Below are 20,574 nucleotides of genomic sequence, written 5' to 3' on the forward strand. Positions count from 1 at the left end.
AGGTGAAGACCGTGAATACACTTGTTGCACAGCCGCTTACGGATGATTCGGCGGTGTCTCCCGCGCCTCGACCCGCGGCCCGCTCGACGGCGGAACTGTCCGCACTGCTCCAGGCAGTCGGCCGTGGCGACCGAGAGGCATTCGCCCGGTTCTACGACGCGACCTCCTCCCGCGTCTACGGAGCCGTACTCCGGGTACTGCGCGATCGTGGATTCTCCGAGGAGTGCGTCCAGGACGTCTACCTCGAGGTGTGGCAGAAGGCCCCCACGTTCTCGCCCGAGCAGGGCTCGCCGGCGGCGTGGTTGGTGACCATGGCGCACCGGCGAGCCATCGACCGCGTGCGGTCGGAGCAGTCGCGGACCGATCGTGAGTCGAAGTACGCGATGCTCGACGCCGCCGTGGGGATCCACGACACGTCGGACCGCTTCCTCGACCGCCGTCCGGTACTCGACGCGATGCAGGAACTGAGTGGTCGGCAGCGGGAATGCCTGTTCATGGCGTTCTTCGAGGGTCTCACGTACGCGGAGGCCGCCGATCGGATGGGCGTGCCCGTGTCGACGATGAAGTCGCGGATCCGCAGCGCACTCGCGAAGATGCGCGTCGATCCCCGCGTGGCCTGCCTGGCGGAGTGACCGTCAGCGGCCGTCCGTCACGGGCGGTCCGGACACGTCGCAGTGCAGCGGTGTGCGACCCGTCGGGCGAGGCGTGCGGATCGAGACGGCGGCGAGTGCCCCGGCGAGAGCCAGCATGGCCGCACAGATGAGCATCGCGGCGCGGAATCCCGACGAGAACTGCGCGGGATCCAGCTGCCCGGAGATGCCGACGATGCCGGGAATCGCGGCGACCGAGAGCAGTTGAGCCGTGCGCGCGACCGCGTTGTTCACCGCGGACGCGGTACCCGCGTGCGATGCCGGTGCCGCACCGATGACGGCCGCGGTGAGCGGCGCCACGAGCAGGGAGAGCCCCACGCCGAACACGACGACGGCCGGCAGGACGGCACCGAGGTAGGTCGATCCCGGCTCGATGCGGATCATGAGTACCAGCCCGACCGCGGCCACCAACGGTCCCACCGTCATGGGCAGACGAGGTCCGATGCGGCCGGCCAGCGCGCCGGCGCGGGCGGACAGCAGGAGGAGCGCCGCGGTGATCGGCAGTGTCGCCGTGCCGGCGGCGAGGGCCGAGTAGCCGAGCGCGACCTGCAGTTGCAGCAGCAGCAGGAAGAACACGCCGCCGAGCGCGGCGTAGGCCGCGAAGGTCACGATGTTCGCCGCGACGAAGACCCTGGACGAGAAGAGCGACGGCGGCACCAGAGGGTGGGCCGTTCGGCGCTCGACGACCACGAACACGGCCATGCCGACCAAGCCGATCGCGATGATCGGCCACCGTCCGTCGATCGCCCCGTAGGTCAGTGCCGCGAGAGCGAGGGCGACGACGGCAGCCCCGGGGAGGTCGAGTCGGCCCGAGGTCTCGGGGTCTCGCGTCTCGGGCACGTGGCGCAACGCGACGACGACGACCGCGACGGCGAGCGGCACGTTGAGCAGAAAGATGGATCGCCACCCGGCGATCTCCACGAGCCAGCCGCCCAGCAGCGGGCCCACCGCGGACCCGATGCCACCGAAGCCCGACCACAGGCCGATGGCCGCACCCCGATCCTTCGGGTCGATCGAGGCCGACAGGATCGCCAGCGAACCCGGCGTCACCAACGCCGCGCCGATGCCCTGCACGACACGAGCGAGCACGAGGAACTCGACGTTCGGCGCCAGACCGCACGCGACCGACGCGACCGCGAACCAGATCGTGCCCAGGACGAAGATGCGCCGCCGTCCGACACGGTCGCCGAGCGAGCCGCCCAGCAGCACGAACGCGGCAAGCGTCAGGGTGTAGCCGGTGACCGTCCACTGCAGCCCGCTGACGTCGGCGCCCAGTTCGGTCCCGATGTCGGGGAGGGCGATGGTGACCACGGTTCCGTCGAGCAGCGACAGGGTCGATCCCAGCACCGTGGCCAGCACGATCCACCGGCCGCGCGCCGACGACAGGGGGACGGTCGGCGGGGGCGAGGTCACTGGTCGTCGAGACAGACGACGAAGGCGCGCTCGTCGTAGACGTAACTGCGTGACGACGGGCATTCCGACGCGTCGGTCGTGCCCTGCAGGACGTCGACGACCCGGACACCGCCGATCATCGGGGCGTCGCAGTCCGAGCGCTCCGGGTCGGGCGTGCCCAGATCCATGCATCCCCCGACCACGAAGTCGATGTCGAGGCACAGCGCGCCCTGTTCGATGCCGGCGAGCGTCTCGTAGTACGTCTGGTCGACGTCACCGGGACAGAAGTCGGTGGAGACCTCGGCAGACACCACGCGGTAGTTCGATTCGGGAGACCCGCACGCGGCCTCCTCGATGGTGGCCTCGTCGACCGTGCCGCCGAGACGCACGCAGTCACCCGCCTGCGCGTCGATGGAGACGTCGCCGCCGGTGCCGGACGGAGTGGTGGGGACCGGCGGGAGGATCGAATCGTTCGGCAACTCGGGCACCTCGGACGCGGGTACGGAGCCCTGCTGAGCGACGGGGGTACCGGTGATCGTCGACGAGCATCCTGCCAGCAGAGCGACCGCCGTCAGCACGAGGAGAACGGCCGGAGCGCGCCGCGTTCCCGGTCGCCGAGAAATCGTCATGGACGACACTGTAAGCCCGTTGCACCGTTTGTCCGACGTGTAAGTATTGAGCGGTGGACCTCCCCGTTTCACCCCCGTTGCAGCCCATGCTCGCCAAGGCCTCCAAGACGGTCCCCGACCAGCCCGACTCGGGGGATCCGGCGTGGTCCTACGAGCCGAAGTGGGACGGCTTCCGCACGATCGTCTTCCGTGACGGGGACGAGGTCGTGCTCGGGTCACGCGGTGGTAAGGACCTGGCCCGGTACTTCCCGGAGATGGTCGACGCCGTGCGCGAGGAACTGCCCGAACGATGTGTCGTCGACGGCGAGCTGGTGGTCGCTCTCGAGACCGACGGATCGTGGCGGCTCGACTGGGACTCGCTGTCCGAGCGGATCCACCCCGCCGACAGTCGCGTGCGGATGCTGGCCGAGAAGACCCCCGCGCAGTTCATCGGATTCGATCTCCTGGCTCTCGGTGACGAGGACCTGACCGGTCTTCCCTTCGCCGAGAGGCGTGCCCGCCTGGAGACGATCCTCGACACGGGTCGGACCGAGCCGCGGTGCCACGTGACGCGCGTGACCGCGGACGCCGCTCTGGCCACCGACTGGTTCGACCGGTTCGAGGGAGCGGGACTGGACGGGGTCGTGGCCAAGCGGCTCGACGGCGTGTACATGCCGAACAAGCGCGAGATGATCAAGGTCAAGCACGCCCGCACGGCCGACTGCGTTCTCATCGGGTACCGCATTCACAAGAGCGGCAACGGTATCGGGTCGATGCTGCTGGGTCTCTACAACGGTGACCAGCTCCAGATGATCGGCGGCGCGTCCGCGTTCACGGACGCGAAGCGGTTGTCCTACCTCGAGGAACTGGAACCGTTGCGGCTCGGTGACGACATCGTCTCCGACGGCGAGCAGACCCGCTGGCGCTCCGGCATGGACCGTACATGGATCCCGGTGCGGCCCGAGCGGGTTCTCGAGGTGGCCTACGACCAGATGGAGAAGTCCAGGCTGCGCCACGCCGCGCGCTTCGTCCGCTGGCGCCCGGACCGGGATCCGCTGAGCTGCACGTACGACCAGCTCGACGTGCCCGCGGACTACGACGTCTCCGACATCCTCGAGAGGTCCTGACCGTGGCCGCGAAGTCGACGCCCGTGATGCTGCAGGTCGGCGAGCGTGAGGTGAAGGTCTCGAGTCCGGACCGCATCATCTACGAGGCCACGGACCGCACACCGGACATCACCAAACTGCAGGTGTGCGAGTACTTCTCGACGGTGGGCGAGCCGTTGATGCGCGCCCTGGGGGACCGTCCCACCGCGATGGAGCGCTGGCCCGACGGGTATCGCGACGGGATGCGCCTCGCCACCGGCCCGCAGGACAAGGGTGGCGACGGCTTCTATCAGAAGCGATTGCCCAGAGGTGCACCCGATTTCGTCGAGACCGTCGAGATCACGTTCCCGAGTCGGAGGCGCGCGGAGGAACTGTGTCCCACCGAGCCGGCGTCGCTGGTGTGGGCCGCCCAGATGGGCACCCTGACCTTCCACCCGTGGCCGGTCCGTCGGCCCGAGGTCGACCGTCCCGACGAGTTGCGCATCGACATCGACCCCCAGCCGGGAACCTCGTTCGCCGACGCCCGCCGCGTCGCTCTGGTGACGCGAGAACTGTTGGAGGAACTGGGTCTTCGTGGCTACCCGAAGACCAGTGGTAACCGCGGCATCCACGTGTACGTGCGGATCCGGCCGGAGTGGACGTTCGAGGACGTGCGTCACGCCGCGATCGGCCTGGGCCGTGAACTCGAACGCCGCGACGACGGCGTGACCACGGCCTGGTGGAAGGAGGAGCGCGGTGCGCGCCTCTTCATCGACTACAACCAGAACAACAGGGACCGCACCATCGCGAGTGCGTGGAGTCTGCGGGCGCGTCCCGGCGCCCCGGTGTCGACGCCGCTGACCTGGGAGCGCCTCGCCGAGACCAGCGACCCCCGCGAGTACTCCCTGGTCACCGTCCCCGACTACCTGCAGGACGGCGATCCCTGGGCGTCGATGGACGACGAGGCGTACTCGTTGGCTCCGCTGCTCGACCTGTGGGAGACGCTGCCCGGCGGCGAGCTCAACTTCCCCCCGGACTACCCCAAGATGCCCGGTGAGCCGCCCCGCGTCCAGCCGTCGAAGAAGGTGGCCGCCCATTGGGACGAGGACGGCAACCGGGCGCAGGAGTAGGCGACGTCAGTCGGCGACAGGCCGGCGGGCGGCTGCGCGCATCGCCTCGAGCTCGCGGATGATGGTCGCGGCGTCGTGGGGGCCGCTGTGGCGCTGCGGAACCCGGCCCTCGACGCCGAGATAGAACGTCGGCGTTCCCGGTAGCTCGCTGGTGAGCGCGTCGAGTTCGTCGTCCTCGACGCGGGTGACGAAGTCGCCGGTCCGGAGGTCGTCCTCGAAGCGATCCATGTCGAGCCCGAGGTCCGCGGCGTAGCGGTCGATGTCGTCGCGCTCGAGGGCGTCGCTGTGCAGGAACAGCGTGTCGTGCATGTCCCAGAACTTGCCCTGTGCCGCAGCAGCTTCCGACGCCTCGGACGCGTACCGGGCATGCGGGTGGTAGTCGTCGAGCGGGTAGTGGCGGAAGATGTAGCGCACCTGGTCTCCGAAGTGTTCCCGCACCTCGCGCGTGCTTCCGGTCGCCTTGCTGCAGAACGGGCACTCGAAATCGCCGTACTCCACGATGGTGAGCGGCGCGTCCACCGGTCCGCGGATGTGGTCCCGCTTCGGGCTCACGCGGCGGAGGAGGTCCAGTGACGGTTCCGCGGGCGGCGGCGCGAATCGGTTGCCGAGCGAGAACACCAGCCAGCCGAGCAGCGCGGCGATCACGGAGGCACTGAGCACGCCGACGCGGGCTTGATCTGCAAGAGCCGGGTCGTCCAGCGCGAGATCGACGATGAACAGCGAGATGGTGAATCCCACGCCGGAGAGCGCGGCGCCGCCGGCGATCTGCGGGAAGGTGAGCCCCGGCGTCATGGATCCCGGCCGGAGCTTCGCGAACACCGCGCTCGCCGTCGTGATGCCGACGAACTTGCCGAGCACCAGGCCGACGACGATGCCCCAGGTCAGCGACGACGTGGCGGCGGCACGCAGCGTCTCCGAGCTCAGGACCACACCCGCGTTCGCGAGGGCGAAGATCGGCACGATGATGAAGGCCGTGTACGGCTGGTACAGCCGCATCAGCCGCTCGTTCACCGAGACGGCGCGCTCGAGTCCGAGCCGCGCGGCGCGGGCGTACTCCGGATTGGGGGACTGCCGGAACGCGCGGGTCAGCGCGGCGGCATGTTCCACCTCACGCCGCCGCGGCGGGTAGACGGGCAGGATCAGGGCGATCATGACGCCCGCCAGAGTGGGGTGGACGCCGGACTCGTACATGGCGACCCAGGTGACCACCGAGACGAGTCCGTAGCCGGCGCCGCGCCACACCCGCAGACCGCGCAGCGACGCGATCAGGGCGAGGCCCGCCACGGACACGAGCAGGGGCCCGATGCGCAGTTCGTCGGTGTAGAACACCGCGATGATGGCGAGGGCGCCGACGTCGTCCGCGACGGCGAGGGTGAGCAGGAAGATGCGCAGACGCACAGCTCGGGTGGGCCCGACGACCGCCAGGAGCCCGACCACGAACGCGGTGTCGGTCGAGATCACCACTCCCCACGCCGCAGCCTCGGGACCGGTGGGATTGAGGAGGAGGAACAATGCCGCGGGCAGTGCGAGCCCGGCGATCGCCGCCACGATGGGAACGGCGGCGCGGGACCGGTCGCGGAGCTCGCCCATGGCGAACTCCCGCTTCACCTCGAGCCCGACGACGAAGAAGAACAGAGCCATCAGCCCGTCGTTGACCCAGTGCTGCAGGTCCAGCTCGATGCCCTGATCACCCAGCGTGACCGACAGTGGGGTGTGCCAGAACGACTGGTACGTCTCACCCCACGGCGAGTTCGCCCAGATCAGCGCCACCACGGTGGCGACGAGGAGGAACGCCGCAGCGACGGTCTCGCTGCTGTCTCCCCGGCGCGCGTCGGCGATCTTGTCGACCAGGCCTCTGAGCCGCGTCCGATGCGCGGTGATCGACTCCGTCACCGCACGAAAATACACGCATCGCCGCACCCCTCGCGGGGTGCGGCGCTGTGAGTTGTTCGGTGGAGTGGCGAGTGTCAGCTCGCGTCGCGTGCCGCTTCCTTCTCGGAATCGGCGCCGGCCGTCGAGAGCTGGCCGCCGGCGTTCTCGAGGTGCGCACGCACGAACCAGTGGAACAGCTCCAGCTGACCGCTGTGTCCGATGAGCAGATCCTCGGTGACGGGGTCGACCTTGCCGACCTCCTCGATCGCTGCACGGTAGTCCGAGATGACGCCGGTGTAGACGAGGTCCAGCGCGCCGAGGTGCTCGATGGCCGGCGCGCGGCCGATGCTGTAGTCGTCCCACTTGCGCTGCGAGACGATGGTGCCGGGGGTGCCGAGTGCGGACGAGCCCAGCGTCGCGATGCGCTCCGCGACGTCGTCGGCGAAGCCGCGAACAGCCTCGACCTGGGGATCCAGCATCTCGTGCACGGAAATGAAGTTGGGTCCGACGACGTTCCAGTGGACGTGCTTGAGCGTCAGATGCAGGTCGTTCAGGGCGTTGAGGCGATCCTGGAGAACCTCCGCCACATGGGCACCGTCGGCGACGTCCATGCCGGGAACGGTGTACGAGGCCGTCTTCTGCGTCGTGTCAGTCATGCACCGTGGATTCACCGTCGGCCCCTCGTTCAAACCCCCCGGCGTCGCAGGTCACACCGGCTCGGGGCATGGTCTCGGTGTGGTCCGGAGCGACCCCGCATCTGCGTAGGCTGAGCGTCGTAGCGTTGTCGAGAAGGGTGTTCCACGAGTCATGCGAGTCTTCTTCTGCCGCAAGTGCGGTCAACAGCTGTCGTTCGAGAACTCCATCTGTCTGAGCTGCGACAGCAGGCTGGGTTTCCACCTGCCGAGTCGCAGCATGCAGGTGCTCGACGACGATCTGTCCGTGGTCGTGGACGGCACCACCTGGCGACGCTGCGCCAACATCAAGTTGGCGCAGTGCAACTGGCTGGTCGACGCGACGGACGGGGCCACGCTGTGCCTGTCCTGCGCCCTCACCCGCACGCGGCCCGCCGACACCGACCAGGAGGCCATCGCCGAGTTCGCGTCCGCGGAGACGGCGAAGCGCCGCGTGGTGCTCGAACTCGACGAGTTGCACCTGCCGATCATCGGGCGAGACGAGAACCCCGAGGGCGGTCTCGCCTTCGACCTGCTCTCGAGCGCCAACCGCAACGTCATCACCGGCCACGCCAACGGTCTGATCACGCTGGACCTCGCCGAGAGCGACGACGTGCACCGCGAGCAGCTGCGAGTGTCGATGGACGAGCCCTATCGCACGCTCGTCGGCCACTTCCGGCACGAGATCGGCCACTTCTATCAAATGGTGCTGATCGGCAGCGGTGAGCATCGCGCGCGGTTCGAGGAACTCTTCGGCAACCCGGACGACGACTACCAGGCGGCACTGGATCGGCACTACAGCGAGGGTGCACCGGACGGCTGGAAGAAGAATTACGTGTCGTCCTACGCGACGATGCATCCGGCCGAGGACTGGGCGGAGACGTTCGCCCACTACCTGCACATCCGGGACACCCTGGACACCGCTGCGGCCTACGCCTTCGCGCCCGCCGGATCCACCTTCGAGGCGCCCCTGGCCGGCGACGTCGGTTTCAGCCGGATCATCGACTGGTGGCTACCGCTCACGTGGGCACTCAACCAGCTGAACAGGTCCATGGGACACCAGGATCTCTACCCCTTCGTCCTGCCGGCGAAGGTGCTGGAGAAGATGCGCTTCGTCCACTCCGTCATCGTCCCCGACGAGGTCTGAGCAGGCGCCTTCTACCAGGAACCGCTTCGTTCGGGAGGCAGCCGGGCGATGAGGGACCGCGCGCACTCGATGGTGAGCGTCGTGTCGTGGGACAGCACGTAGTCGTACCGACGTTCCATGTCGGGTCCGGTGTCGCCGAGGTCGCGGGCCGCGAGCACCGCGGAGAAATGGGGCGTCAGCACGACGACGTCCCATTCCTCGCGCAACGCGTCCGACGCGGCGAGGTTGGCGCCGCGGATCTTCGGGGCAGGCTCGGTGCCGATGTTCTCCGCGAGCGCGCCGACGAGCGTCGCGTTCATGGCCATCAGTTCCCACCGTCGTCCGGTGATGGGCGTGAAGTGCTTGACGTGCTGGAACGCTCCGAGCATCAGCGCGGTCTGCTGGCTGTCGGTCGCCATCGCCTCGAGGTTCTTGCTGATCTCGATGAGCAGACGCTTGCTCGCGCGGCGTACGTCGCGACCGCCGGCAGCCAGGTTGTACGGCGTCGACATCGGGGTGAAGCCGCGATCGCGCGCGATCTCGAACTCGAGGGGTGATCCCACGGGAGTGTCGACCGAGAGGTCGGTGGTCGATCCGTAGAGGGAGCCCTCGCCGACGCGCGCTCCCATGGCCTGCGCGGTGAGTGCTGCTCGCGGGGTGTCGATGCCCTCGGCCATGACCACGGCGCCGGTGCGCTCGACCTGAGCAGCGACGGCGTTCACCACCCGCGCCGTGAAGCGATTGGGGCGCGTGGCCAGGAGGGTCCGGTCCAGCTTGATCACGTCCGGCTCGAGCAGTGGGAGCAGAGCGAGGGACTCCGGCCGCACTCCCACGTGGTCGACGGCGATGGCCCAGCCGAGTCGACGGACCTCGGCGACCACCTGCATCAGGTGCGCCGGTCGGCGAATGAGGGCGGTCTCGTCGAACTGCAGCACCGCGCCGCCCATGTCGTGGTCCCGAAGATCGGGCAGTTCCGTGAGGGAGTCGGGATCGACCGCGATGAACAGCGGCAGTTCACGAGGGAGCTCGGCACGGGCGGCCTCGGTGAGGGCTCCGTTCCAGCGAGCAGCGTCGAGGTCGGGTGTCATGCCCATCGACTTCGCGGCGGACGCGAGCGACACGGGATCCGCGAACGACGAGTCGGCGGGACCCAGAACGACCGCCTCGTACCCGACGATGGCATCGGTCTGCAGATCGATGATGCGCTGGAACGACGTGCGGAGGCTCTCGGGACCGAGCAGATCGCTGAGTCCGCCCCCGTCCCGGTCGCCGGAGAACAGCACGGGACGGGCCGGCCTGCTTCCGGCTGTGTTGGTTCGGTCGTCGATCACCACGGCGTGTGCCCTTCCGTCATGTCGGCGCGTTCGCGAGGAACGTGCTCGACCCTCGACCGCCGCCGTGGTTTGACAGGAGTCCTACGTCATCCCGACACGGCGCAGTCAGCGCCCTCCCGGGTGTCTCACCACATTACCCGATTGGCGATGGGGACCACGCGTATGTGTTAATTGCGGTGCGATCAGGTACAGCGACTTCGCTAGGGATGGTTCACAAGCATGGGTGCTCGACGTTCGGTTCGTTTCCTCGCTCGTTCGGCTGCAGGCGTCCTCGCCGCGGCCGCCGTCACCGTCGGGGTGGCCGTGCCCGCCTCCGCGGCGCCGCTGTGGCCCGGTGGCCCGGACATCTCGCTCCCGCCGATCCCCGGCATCACCGCCCCCGCGCCCGGTGTCCCGACACCGCCGGTCGCCCCGCCCGCACCCGTCGAGGCGCCGCGTGGTCCCGCGAACTTCTCCGCTCCCGCACTGAACCCGTCCGCGGGCGAGGTCGTCGGTGTCGCGCAGCCCATCATCGTCCGGTTCGCCGGCCCGATCGACGACCGCGCGGTCGCCGAGCGGGCGATCGACGTGACCACGTCCGCCGGTGACGTCGCCGGCCGCTTCTTCTGGTTCTCCGACAGCCAGGTCCGCTGGCGACCCGACGTCTTCTGGCCGGCGAACACGACCGTGACGGTGACCGCGGGAGACGCGTCGTCCACCTTCACCGTCGGCGACGCGATCGTCACGACGGCCGACGACGAGACCAAGACCATCACGGTGACGCGCAACGGCGAGGTGGTGCGCACCATGCCCACCTCGATGGGCAAGGTCGGCCACGAGACACCCAACGGCACCTACATCGTCGGCGAGCGTTTCCGCGACATGTACATGGACTCGTCCACCTACGGCGTGCCGGTCGATGCGCCCGAGGGCTACCGGACCTACGTGGAGTACGCCACCCGCATGTCGAACAGCGGCATCTTCGTCCACGCCGCGCCGTGGTCGGTGGACAGCCAGGGTGTCGAGAACGTCAGCCACGGCTGCCTCAACGTCAGCACCGAGGATGCGAAATGGTTCTTCGAGACGGCCCAGAAGGGTGATCCCGTGGTGGTGCAGAACACCGACGGCGGCATTCTGAACGGTCGCGACGGTCTGGGCGACTGGCAACTCTGAACGATCACGTCACGGACCGATACTGATCGGTCCATGTTCACCATTCGTTCGCTTTACCTACGCTAATGTCCCATCGGTGAGAGCAAGCCCGCCGCGATCGCGGCCGGTGGTTCAGCGCACGTTGCCGGAACTGCCACCCGCACAACGATCTTTCCTCCGCCGACCGTGGCGTGACTACGCGCTGTTCCTGGTGCTGGTCGGACCGAACCTCGTCCTGCTGGGCGTGTTCACCTACCGGCCGCTGCTGGACAACATCAGGCTCTCGTTCTTCGACTGGAACATCTCGTCGCCGACGTCGACGTTCATCGGTACAGCGAACTACCGGGAATGGTGGGGCCGCAGCGACACGTGGCAGATCGTGTCGAACACGGTCATCTTCACCATCGCGGCGGTGGCGGGCAGCATGCTCCTCGGACTCGTCCTGGCGATGCTCCTCGATCGCAAGTTGCGCGGCCGCAACATCGTCCGCTCGGCCGTCTTCGCTCCGTTCGTGATCTCCGGCGCCGCCATCGGTGTGGCCTTCCAGTTCGTGTTCGATCCGAACTTCGGCCTGATCCAGGACGTCATGCGGCGCTTCGGCTTCGAGGGAGTGCCGGACTTCTATCAGAGCCCCGGCTGGGCGCTGTTCATGATCACCGTGACGTACCTGTGGAAGAACCTGGGCTACGCCTTCGTCATCTATCTCGCAGCGCTGCAGGGGCTTCGGCAGGATCTGACCGAAGCCGCGCAGATCGACGGCGCGAGTCGGTGGACGACGTTCCGCAAGGTGACGCTGCCTCAGCTGCGTCCCACCACGTTCTTCCTGTCCATCACGGTCATGCTCAACTCGTTGCAGGTCTTCGACATCATCAACGTGATGACGCGGGGCGGTCCGCTGGGTACCGGCACCACCACGATGGTCTATCAGGTGTACGAGGAGTCATTCAGGAACTTCCGGGCGGGCTACGGCGCGACCGTCGCCACGATCATGTTCCTGGTGCTGCTGATCATCACCGTCCTGCAGGTGCGAGTCATGGATCGAGGTGACGCGCGATGAGCGTGATCGACAGGGCGCCCGCCGCCACCACCGACGATGCCCGCCCGGCGCGGGACGCCGCCCGTCGTCGTCGGCTCTCCACACTCTTCGGCTACGCCGCGATGGTCGTGGTCATCGTGATCATCGGGTTGCCGCTCTTCTGGATCGTCGTCACCTCGTTCAAGGAGCGCGGTGACATCTACGTGCAGCCGTCGGTCTGGTGGCCCGCAGTGTTCCGCCCGGAGAACTACGACGAGGCGACGACCACCGTTCCGTTCTGGACGTTCCTGAAGAACTCCCTGATCATCACCAGCATCCTGGCCGTCGTGAAGTTCGCGCTGGGCGTGCTCAGCGCCTACGGCCTCGTCTTCCTGCGCTTTCCGGGCAAGACGATCGTCTTCCTCGTGATCATCGCGGCACTGATGGTGCCGAACCAGATCACGGTGATCTCCAACTACGCGCTGGTGGCACAGTTGGGGTGGCGCAACACTTTCCAGGGCATCATCGTGCCGCTGGCGGGCGTGGCATTCGGAACGTTCCTCATGCGCAACCACTTCCTGTCGATACCGCAGGAGATCATCGAGGCCGCCCGCATGGACGCCGCCGGCCCGGTCCGTCTGCTGTTCCGGGTGGTCCTGCCGTTGTCGGGCCCGACCATGGTCGCGTTCGCCACCATCACCGTGGTGAACGAGTGGAACGAGTACCTCTGGCCGTTCCTGATGTCGGACGACTCGTCCGTCGCGCCGCTGCCGGTGGGCCTGACCCAGTTGCAGAACAACGACGGCGTCACCAACTGGGGGCCCGTCATGGCCGGCACGGTGCTCACCATGCTGCCCATCCTCGTCGTCTTCCTCGCACTGCAACGCCACATGATCAAGGGACTCACCTCCGGCGCCGTCAAGGGCTGACCCCTCTCCCCCATCCACCGAGTTCTTGCACAAGGAGCACATCATGCAACCGTTCACTCGCCGCGGATTCCTCGGCCTCTCCGGTGCCGTCGCCGCCGGTGCCGCCCTCACCGCCTGTGCCGGAACGAGTTCGACGAGCAGCTCGTCGGCGTCCGGTGGTGGCGATGCCAGTACGATCACGTTCTGGTCGTCCCACCCGGGCAGCTCGAAGGACATCGAGAACGAGCTCATCTCGCGCTTCCAGACCGCCAATCCCGACCTGACGGTGCAGATGGTCGACGGCGGCAAGAACTACGAGGAGATCGCGCAGAAGTTCAACGCGGCGCTGTCGGGAGGGTCGCTGCCGGACGTCGTGCTGCTCTCGGACGTGTGGTGGTTCAACTTCGCCCTGCTCGGCGCGATCTCGCCGCTCGACGACCTGTTCTCGCAGGCGGGCGTGAACACGAGCGACTACGTCGACTCGCTCGTCGCCGACTACAACTGGAACGACAAGACGTGGGCGCTGCCCTACGCCCGCTCGACCCCGCTGTTCTACTACAACCGCGAGGTGTGGACTGCTGCCGGACTCCCGGATCGCGGGCCGGCCACGTGGCAGGAGTTCGACCAGTGGGGCCCGGAGATCCAGCGCGCCATCGGATCCGGCAAGCTCGCGCACGGCTGGGGCAACGCGGAGGACTACCTGGGGTGGACCTTCGAGGGCCCGATCTGGACGTTCGGCGGCAGCTACTCCGACGAGTTCGATCTGAAGTTCACCGACGAGCGCACCATCGAGGCCGGCAACTTCCTCAAGGACATGATCCACACGAAGAAGTACGCGGCCGTGTCCAACGACATCGCCAACGACTTCTCCGCGGGCCTGCTCGGCTCGACCATCGCGTCGACCGGCGACCTGTCGGGCATCACGAAGAACGCCAAGTTCGACTTCGGCACGGCGTTCCTCCCCGCCGAGGCGGGCACTCCCGGGTGCCCGACGGGTGGTGCCGGACTGGCCATCCCGGCCAACATCCCGGACGAGCGGAAGATCAACGCGCTCAAGTTCATCGAGTTCGTGACCAACACCGAGAACACGGCGTACTTCTCCCAGAACGTCGGCTACATGCCGGTGCGCAAGTCGTCCGCCACCGACCCCTCCGAGGTCGCGTTCCTCGAGCAGAACCCCCGCTCGCGGACTGCGGTGGACCAGCTCGCGCGGACGCGGTCGCAGGACTACGCCCGCGTGTTCGTGCCCGGCGGCGATCAGATCATCGGTGCGGGTCTCGAGCAGATCGCCCTGCAGAACGCCGACGTCGCCTCGACGTTCTCGGGTGTGCAGGACCAGTTGCAGCAGATCATCGATCGCCAGATCACTCCCAAGCTGCCCAAGTAGAAGCGGATCACCTCTGTCATGGCCTCGGTACATTTCGTGGAGACGACCCACCGCTACGCGGGAGCACCGACTCCCTCGGTGGACGCGCTCAGTCTGGACATCGCGGACGGCGAGTTCCTCGTGCTCGTCGGACCGTCGGGATGCGGCAAGTCGACGAGCCTGCGCATGCTCGCCGGGCTCGAAGCGATCGAGAGCGGGCGCATCGAGATCGGCGGAAAGGACGTCAGCGGGTTCGCGCCCAAGGAGCGTGACGTCGCGATGGTGTTCCAGAACTACGCGCTGTATCCGAACATGACGGTGGCGGAGAACATGGGCTTCGCGCTGCGCAATGCGGGAATGTCGAAGGCGGACACGGCCGTCCGTGTCGAGGAGGCGGCTCGGATGCTCGAGCTCGAGCCCCTCCTCGGCCGGCGTCCGGGCAAGCTGTCCGGCGGCCAACGTCAGCGCGTGGCGATGGGGCGCGCGATCGTGCGTCGCCCCGAGGTGTTCTGCATGGACGAGCCGCTCTCCAACCTGGACGCGAAGCTCCGGGTGAGCACGAGGTCGCAGATCGCGTCGTTGCAGCGCCGGCTCGGCACGACGACGGTGTACGTGACGCACGATCAGGTCGAGGCCATGACGATGGGGGACCGGGTCGCGGTCCTGAAGGGCGGTCTCCTGCAACAGGTCGCGAGTCCGCGAGAGCTGTACGCGAACCCTGTCAACGACTTCGTCGCGTCGTTCATCGGCTCGCCCGCGATGAATCTGCTCGAGACGGACGTGGTGGAGGGCCACGCCGTCCTGGGCGGCGCGCGCATCCCGGTGCCCGCCGTGCACAAGGGAAGGATCGTCGTCGGCGTCCGCCCCGAATCGTGGGAACTGGTGGGCGAGTCCGACACCGAGGCCGTCGAACTGACGACCGAGCTGGTCGAGGAACTGGGCGCGGAGTCGTTCGCGTACTCGGTGGGACCGGCCGACGCCGGCTGGACGGCCCGCGGTGGCCGCGTGGTGGTGCGGGTGGATCGTCGTGTCGTGGTCGGTGCGGGCGAGCGCCTGCGCGTCAGGCCGGACGCGGGTGAGGTGTACTTCTTCGATCCCGAGTCCGGCCTTCGCCTGCGCTAGATCACCAGATGCGGACGCGCTGCTCCGGATTCAGGTAGAGCGCGTCCTGCTCCGTCACCTCGAAGGCCTCGTGGAAGCTGTCGAGGTTGCGGACCACGCCGTTGCACCGGAACTCGGGCGGCGAGTGCGGATCGATGGACAGGCGGCGCAGCGCCTCCGCGTCCCGCGCCTTGGTGCGCCACACCTGAGCCCAGCCGAAGAAGACGCGCTGCAGACCGGTCAGGCCGTCGATCTCCGGGGCCTCGGAGCCGTCGAGCGAGATCCTGTACGCCTCGACGGCGATCGACAGACCGCCGAGGTCGCCGATGTTCTCGCCGATCGTGAACTTGCCGTTGACGTGGTGCCCGGGAAGCGCTTTCGGCTCGAACGAGTCGTACTGCTCGATCAGCGCGGTGGTGCGCTTGCCGAACTCGCTGCGATCACTGTCGGTCCACCAGTCGACGAGGTTGCCGTCACCGTCGTACTTGGCTCCCTGATCGTCGAATCCGTGGCCGATCTCGTGTCCGATGACCGCACCGATGCCGCCGTAGTTCGCGGCGTCGTCGGCGCTCGGGTCGAAGAACGGGGGCTGCAGGATCGCGGCGGGGAACACGATCTCGTTCATGCCCGGGTTGTAGTAGGCATTGACGGTCTGAGGCGTCATGAACCACTCGCCGCGGTCGACCGGACCACCGAGCTTGTCCAGATCGCGTTGGTACTCCGCCTCGTAGCCGCGGCGGTAGTTGCCCACCACGTCCGCCGGGTCGATCAGCAGCGAGGAGTAGTCCCGCCAGGTGTCCGGGTAGCCGATCTTCGGGGTGAACTTGTCGAGCTTCGCCAGCGCGGCCGTCCGCGTCTGCGGGCTCATCCACTCGAGGTCGGAGATGTTGCGCCGGTACGCCTCGACGAGGTTGGCCACCAATTCCTGCATGCGCGTCCGCGAGTCGGCCGGGAAGTGCTTCTGCACGTACAGCTTTCCCACCGCCTCGCCCATCAGATCCTGTACGAGGGAGACGCCGCGCTTCCAGCGCTCGCGGTTGGTCTCGGTCCCCGTCAGCGTGCGGCCGTAGAAGGCGAAGTTCTCGTCGACGATCGCAGACGTCAGGTACGGCGCGCGGGAGTGGAGGATGCGCCAGGTGGCCCACGCCTTCCAGTCGTCGAGGCTCCGCGTCGACCACAGCTCCGCGAACGTGGTGAGGAATTCGGGCTGGCGAACGACGATCTCGGCGAAGTGCCGGTCCTCGTCGGCGCCGAGGCCCTCGATCCAGGCGCCCCACTCGAAGCCGGGCGCGTCCGCTCGGAGCGACGCGAGCGTCGTCAGGTTGTAGGAGAGATCGGCGTCGCGGCGCTTCACCACGTCCCAGTGTCCCGCCGCCAGGGCGGTCTCGAGATCGAGGACGCTCGCTGCAGAATGGGTCACGCCCGCGAGGGCGAACATGGCGCCGACGTGCTCGGCGTACTGCTCGCGAACCTGTGCGTGCTCGTCCTCCCGGTAGTACGACTCGTCGGGGAGGCCGAGGCCGGACTGCGAGAAGTGGACGAGGTAGCGGTCCGATTTCTTGGAGTCGGTGTCGACGTAGTGCGCGACCGCGCCGCCGACACCGGTGCGCTGCAGGGTGCCGAGTGCGCGAGCGAGCGCCTCGCTGTCGGTGGCGTCGGCCACCGCCGCGAGCTCGTCGGCGATCGGCGCGGTGCCGGCCGACTCGATGGCGTCGGCGTCCAGGAAGCTGCTGTAGAGGTCACCGATCTTCGCGGCGTCCGAGCCGGGCGCCGGGCTGGAGTCCGCCGCGACCTGGATGATGTCGCGGACGTGCTCCTCGGCCCGGTCGTACAGCGTCCGGAACGCGCCGTCGACGGCGCGGTCGGCCGGGATGTCGTACTCGGCCAGCCAACGGCCGTTGACGTGCTCGAAGAGATCGTCCTGCGCCCGAGTGGCGGCGTCGACGAACTTCAGGTCCAGGCCCGAGGGCCGTGCGAGTGATGCGTCCGAGGTCATGCCTCCATCCTGACAGGCCGGACGAGATGCGCGGGGTCGACGGGGCATTACGCTGGTCCGCGCAGGGTCACGTTGTCGACGAGAGAATTCGGGGTAACCGAGGCTCATGTCCACGGAACAGCACAGCATCGACGAGCCCGTCGCGCCGCCACCCCTCGACGAGGGCGCCCTCCTCCGCGCACTCGCCTCCTGGCTGCCGGAACAACGGTGGTTCTCCGCGAAGGGCCACACCGTCACCGGCGTGCACCTGCTCACGCGGGAGACGCTGGCCACCACCTCCGAGCTCGTCGTCGAGCACGTGCTCGTGCGGGTGGACCTCGAGGGTGCCGAGGCGCAGATCTTCCAGGTGCCCCTCGGTGTCCGAGCCTCGGTGGACGAGGACCTCGACCCGTGGGTCGTCACTCGGGACGGCGGCGCGGTGGTGTTCGACGCCCTGCGTGATCCCGATGCCATCTCGGTCTACTCCGACCTCCTGGCCACCGGCGGGACCGGCGAGGTGCGCTTCCTGGCGATGCCGGGCAGCGACCTGCAGACCGGCCTGCGCGGAAAGGTGCTGGGCGCCGAACAGTCGAACACGTCGGTCATCCTGGGCGACCACCATCTGCTGAAGATCTTCCGGCGCGTCACGATCGGGATCAATCCCGACGTGGAGCTGCACCGGGCGTTGGGCCAGGCGGGGTGCGAGAACGTCGCGCCGCTGCGCGGATGGATGGAAGCGGACATCGACCACACCGAGACGACCCTCGCCATGGCGCAGGACTTCGTGGCGGGGTCCACCGAGGGGTGGACCACCGCGCAGGCCAGCGTGCGGGACGTCCTGGCCAGCGGTGACGTGACGACGTCCGACTTCACGAGCGAGGCCCGCGAGCTGGGCCGCGCCGTCGCCTCCGTGCACGCCGATCTCGCGTCGGTGCTGGGCACGTCCCTCGCGCCGGCGGCCGGTACGGCGGCCGACATCTCGGCACGCGTGGAGACGGCGTTGCCGGTGATCGCCGACCTGGAGCAGTACCTCCCGCGCATCCGGGCCCTGATCGACCAGGCCGCGGGCACGGGCGGCATCGACACCCAGCGCATCCACGGTGACCTGCACCTGGGGCAGGTGCTCCGCACGTCGGAGCGGTGGGTCCTCATCGACTTCGAGGGCGAACCGTCGAAGACGTTCGAGGAGCGGCGCACTCCGGACAGCACGCTGCGCGACGTGGCGGGCATGATCCGCTCCTTCGACTACGCCGCCATGAGTCACGTCGTCGAGATCGAGGAGCCGCAGGAACGGGCACGACTCGAGCCCGTGGCGCGGGAGTGGGTGGAGCGCAACGTGTCCGCGTTCTGCGACGGCTACACCGAGGTGGCGGGACACGACCCACGCATCTCGTGGGCGCTGCTGCGAGCGTACGAGCTGGACAAGGCCGTGTACGAGGCCGTCTACGAGGCGCGCAACCGCCCGACCTGGCTCTCGATCCCCCTGCACGCCATCGAACGGCTCGTCGCGGAGTGACCTCGCGGACGGTCGCCGTACTGCGGGCGGCCGGCTGCGTGTTCGCCGAGGACGAGGCAGCTCTGCTGATCGGCGAGGCTCCGGACGAGAGCACGCTGGCCGACTGGGTCGCGCGCCGGGTCGCCGGTGAGCCACTCGAGTACATCGTGGGGTGGGCGCAGTTCCACGGTGGCCGCGTGTTCGTCGAGCCCGGCGTCTTCGTACCGCGCCGGCGGACCGAGGCCATGGTGGACGCGGCGCTCGACCGACTCGGCGGCGGCGTGTTGCTCGATCTGTGCTGCGGCTCGGGTGCCGTGGCCGCCGCGGTGATGCGCTCAACGCCGGGCTCCACGGTGTACGCCTCCGACATCGACCCGGTGGCGGTGGCGTGCGCTCGTCGAAACCTGCCCGGCTGCACGGTCTTCGAGAGCGACACGTTCGCCGCGATACCGACGCACCTGCGCCACGGCATCGCGGTCGTCACCGCCAACACGCCGTACGTTCCCTCGTCGGCCATCGAGACCATGCCGCCCGAGGCGCGGGATCACGAACCCCGCGTCACGCTCGACGGTGGACCGGACGGACTGGACGTCCAGCGCCGCGTGGCGGCGCAGGTACGCGACTGGCTGGCGCCCGGCGGATCCCTGATCGTGGAGGCGTCCGCGGCCCAGGCCGACACGGTGCGGCAGATCTTCGCTGCCGCCGGTCTGGAGCCGACGGTGGTACACGACGAGGACCGGGACGCCACCATGGTGATCGGGCAGGGACGCTCGATCAGGGCTGACCGAACCGCCCGGACTGGAAGTCCTCGAACGCCTGGAGCACCTCGGCCTCGGTGTTCATGACGAACGGCCCGGCCATCGCGACGGGCTCGCGGATCGGCTCGCCTCCGAGAACGAACATCTCCATCGACTCGGTGCCCTCGGCGGCGGCGAAGGTCAGGGTGTCGCCCGAGCCGTAGACCGTGGTCTGACCCGTGCGTACGGGCCGCCGCTCGGTGCCGACGGTGCCGGATCCGCCCAGCACGTAGGCGATGGCGTTGTAGCGCGCGTTCCAGGGCAGGGTGACCGAGGCACCCGGGGCGACGGTCACGTGGGACAACGTGATCGGCGTGTAGGTGGATCCGGGGCCCTGGTGGCCGTCCATCTCCCCGGCGATGACGCGCACCAGTGCGCCGCCGTCCGGGCTCGAGAGCAGAGCGACCTCGCGGCCGGTGATGTCCTGGTACCGCGGCGACGCCATCTTGTTGCTGCGCGGGAGGTTGACCCACAGCTGCACGCCGTGGAACAACCCGCCCGAGACGACGAGGTGCTCCGGCGGGGCCTCGATGTGCAGGATGCCGCTGCCCGCGGTCATCCACTGGGTGTCGCCGCCGGTGATGGAACCGCCACCGCCGTGCGAGTCCTGGTGGTCCATGATCCCGTCGATCATGTATGTGACCGTCTCGAAGCCGCGGTGCGGGTGCCACGGTGTGCCCTTGGGCTCACCCGGCGCGTAGTTCACCTCGCCCATCTGGTCCATGTGGATGAAGGGGTCGAGGTACGTCATGTCGACGCCCGCGAAGGCACGTCGGACCGGGAACCCCTCGCCCTCGTAGCCGGTGGGAGCGGTGGTGACGGCGCGGACCGGCCGATCCGCCGAGCCGGGCTGCGGGGCGGAGATGCGGGGGAGCGCGAGAACGTTGTCGACGGTCACTGCGGGCATGTCGGCCTCCT

Annotated in this window: 18 protein-coding genes; 11 read left to right on the forward strand and 7 right to left on the reverse strand. The window is 68.4% G+C overall.

All coding sequences use genetic code 11. The features are described from left to right. Nucleotides 1-53: 53 nt before the first annotated feature. Nucleotides 54-632, forward strand: a complete 579-nt coding sequence (locus HQ325_RS11815; RefSeq protein WP_285186675.1) for a sigma-70 family RNA polymerase sigma factor — start codon at nt 54-56, stop codon at nt 630-632. A 3-nt stretch (nt 633-635) separates the two neighbouring features. On the opposite strand, the gene HQ325_RS11820 is transcribed toward HQ325_RS11815, so the two are convergent. Together HQ325_RS11820 and HQ325_RS11825 are read right to left on the reverse strand one after the other, a co-directional pair. After that, on the reverse strand, nt 636-2,063 hold the full coding sequence (locus tag HQ325_RS11820) for an MFS transporter (RefSeq protein ID WP_308014499.1): 1,428 nt from the start codon (nt 2,061-2,063) through the stop codon (nt 636-638). Next, entirely contained in the window at nt 2,060-2,671 is a 612-nt protein-coding gene (locus tag HQ325_RS11825) for a hypothetical protein (protein ID WP_222629718.1), read from the reverse strand. Before HQ325_RS11825 ends, HQ325_RS11820 begins: the two co-directional genes overlap by 4 nt. Before the next feature lie 53 nt (nt 2,672-2,724). Here HQ325_RS11825 and HQ325_RS11830 point away from each other — a divergent pair, with 53 nt between their 5' ends. Together HQ325_RS11830 and HQ325_RS11835 are read left to right on the forward strand one after the other, a co-directional pair. Continuing rightward, nucleotides 2,725-3,777: an ATP-dependent DNA ligase gene (locus tag HQ325_RS11830; RefSeq protein ID WP_027506118.1), complete on the forward strand. Its 1,053-nt coding sequence runs from the start codon at nt 2,725-2,727 to the stop codon at nt 3,775-3,777. A 2-nt stretch (nt 3,778-3,779) separates the two neighbouring features. Beyond that, on the forward strand, nt 3,780-4,865 hold the full coding sequence (locus HQ325_RS11835; RefSeq protein ID WP_222629720.1) for a DNA polymerase domain-containing protein: 1,086 nt from the start codon (nt 3,780-3,782) through the stop codon (nt 4,863-4,865). 6 nt (nt 4,866-4,871) lie between these two features. Here the strand turns inward: HQ325_RS11835 and nhaA are convergent, their stop codons facing one another. Continuing rightward, nucleotides 4,872-6,746, reverse strand: coding sequence for a Na+/H+ antiporter NhaA (gene nhaA, locus HQ325_RS11840; RefSeq protein ID WP_222630973.1), 1,875 nt, complete (start codon nt 6,744-6,746; stop codon nt 4,872-4,874). An 86-nt stretch (nt 6,747-6,832) separates the two neighbouring features. Beyond that, nucleotides 6,833-7,393, reverse strand: coding sequence for a Dps family protein (locus HQ325_RS11845; RefSeq protein WP_222629723.1), 561 nt, complete (start codon nt 7,391-7,393; stop codon nt 6,833-6,835). A gap of 151 nt (nt 7,394-7,544) precedes the next feature. Between HQ325_RS11845 and HQ325_RS11850 the strand changes: the two genes are divergently transcribed. Beyond that, nucleotides 7,545-8,555 carry a putative zinc-binding metallopeptidase gene (locus tag HQ325_RS11850; protein ID WP_222629725.1) on the forward strand — a complete coding sequence of 337 codons (1,011 nt, stop codon included), beginning with the start codon at nt 7,545-7,547 and terminating at the stop codon, nt 8,553-8,555. Between the two features lie 11 nt (nt 8,556-8,566). Here HQ325_RS11850 and HQ325_RS11855 read toward each other — a convergent pair whose 3' ends face one another. Then, entirely contained in the window at nt 8,567-9,868 is a 1,302-nt protein-coding gene (locus HQ325_RS11855) for an EAL domain-containing protein (protein WP_308014497.1), read from the reverse strand. A 219-nt stretch (nt 9,869-10,087) separates the two neighbouring features. Here HQ325_RS11855 and HQ325_RS11860 point away from each other — a divergent pair, with 219 nt between their 5' ends. The 5 genes from HQ325_RS11860 (at nt 10,088) to HQ325_RS11880 (ending at nt 15,410) form a co-directional block, all read left to right on the forward strand. Further along, the gene (locus HQ325_RS11860) at nt 10,088-11,020 is read left to right on the forward strand and encodes a L,D-transpeptidase (RefSeq protein ID WP_222629727.1); all 933 of its coding nucleotides are present in this window, start codon (nt 10,088-10,090) and stop codon (nt 11,018-11,020) included. A gap of 76 nt (nt 11,021-11,096) precedes the next feature. Next, nucleotides 11,097-12,056, forward strand: coding sequence for a carbohydrate ABC transporter permease (locus tag HQ325_RS11865; protein WP_374107224.1), 960 nt, complete (start codon nt 11,097-11,099; stop codon nt 12,054-12,056). Then, nucleotides 12,053-12,943, forward strand: a complete 891-nt coding sequence (locus tag HQ325_RS11870) for a carbohydrate ABC transporter permease (protein WP_204869290.1) — start codon at nt 12,053-12,055, stop codon at nt 12,941-12,943. Before HQ325_RS11865 ends, HQ325_RS11870 begins: the two co-directional genes overlap by 4 nt. A gap of 43 nt (nt 12,944-12,986) precedes the next feature. After that, on the forward strand, nt 12,987-14,309 hold the full coding sequence (locus HQ325_RS11875) for an ABC transporter substrate-binding protein (protein WP_222629729.1): 1,323 nt from the start codon (nt 12,987-12,989) through the stop codon (nt 14,307-14,309). An 18-nt stretch (nt 14,310-14,327) separates the two neighbouring features. Then, nucleotides 14,328-15,410, forward strand: a complete 1,083-nt coding sequence (locus HQ325_RS11880) for an ABC transporter ATP-binding protein (protein WP_222629731.1) — start codon at nt 14,328-14,330, stop codon at nt 15,408-15,410. Nucleotide 15,411: 1 nt separating this feature from the next. Here the strand turns inward: HQ325_RS11880 and HQ325_RS11885 are convergent, their stop codons facing one another. Further along, nucleotides 15,412-17,385: a M13 family metallopeptidase gene (locus HQ325_RS11885; RefSeq protein WP_222629733.1), complete on the reverse strand. Its 1,974-nt coding sequence runs from the start codon at nt 17,383-17,385 to the stop codon at nt 15,412-15,414. Between the two features lie 106 nt (nt 17,386-17,491). Between HQ325_RS11885 and HQ325_RS11890 the strand changes: the two genes are divergently transcribed. Both HQ325_RS11890 and HQ325_RS11895 read left to right on the forward strand, forming a co-directional pair. Next, on the forward strand, nt 17,492-18,880 hold the full coding sequence (locus HQ325_RS11890; protein WP_222629735.1) for a phosphotransferase: 1,389 nt from the start codon (nt 17,492-17,494) through the stop codon (nt 18,878-18,880). After that, entirely contained in the window at nt 18,877-19,704 is an 828-nt protein-coding gene (locus tag HQ325_RS11895) for a putative protein N(5)-glutamine methyltransferase (protein ID WP_222629737.1), read from the forward strand. Before HQ325_RS11890 ends, HQ325_RS11895 begins: the two co-directional genes overlap by 4 nt. Here the strand turns inward: HQ325_RS11895 and HQ325_RS11900 are convergent. Further along, nucleotides 19,634-20,563, reverse strand: a complete 930-nt coding sequence (locus tag HQ325_RS11900; RefSeq protein ID WP_222629740.1) for a pirin family protein — start codon at nt 20,561-20,563, stop codon at nt 19,634-19,636. The two genes, HQ325_RS11895 and HQ325_RS11900, sit on opposite strands and share 71 nt — an antisense overlap. Nucleotides 20,564-20,574 lie beyond the last annotated feature (11 nt).

The sequence above is a fragment of the Rhodococcus sp. BP-349 genome (assembly GCF_019835845.1).
Taxonomy (GTDB): Bacteria; Actinomycetota; Actinomycetes; order Mycobacteriales; family Mycobacteriaceae; genus Rhodococcoides.